Genomic DNA, 373 nt, shown 5'->3' on the forward strand with positions numbered 1-373 from the left:
TGGGCAACCGCCGCTGGCTGGAGAGCGAGAACATTGATCTGGCCGAACTGCAGGAGGAGGCCAATGCCATCACCGCCGAGGCCGGAACCCCACTGTTCCTGGCCCTGGGCAATCAGGCGCTGGGAGTGGTCGGCGTCGCCGATGCGGTGAAACAGGATTCGGAAGCCGCCATACGGCGACTGCACGACGCCGGCATCCGGGTGATGATGGTGACTGGCGACGTCGACGGCACCGCCAGGGCCATTGCCGAGAAAACCGGGATCGACGATTACCGCGCTGAAGTTCTGCCGGAAGACAAGGCCACCATCGTCAGCGAGATGCGGGGCAAAGGTTATACCGTGGCAATGGTAGGCGACGGCATCAACGATGCGCC

At 63.8% G+C, this 373-nt stretch carries 1 protein-coding gene; it reads left to right on the forward strand.

The window, feature by feature from the left end:
* The coding region (locus B3M52_RS08675; RefSeq protein WP_286749417.1) for an HAD-IC family P-type ATPase at positions 1-373 on the forward strand (373 nt) is incomplete at both ends.

The sequence above is a fragment of the Marinobacter sp. UBA2688 genome (genome assembly GCF_002352785.1).
GTDB lineage: Bacteria > Pseudomonadota > Gammaproteobacteria > Pseudomonadales > Oleiphilaceae > Marinobacter > Marinobacter salarius.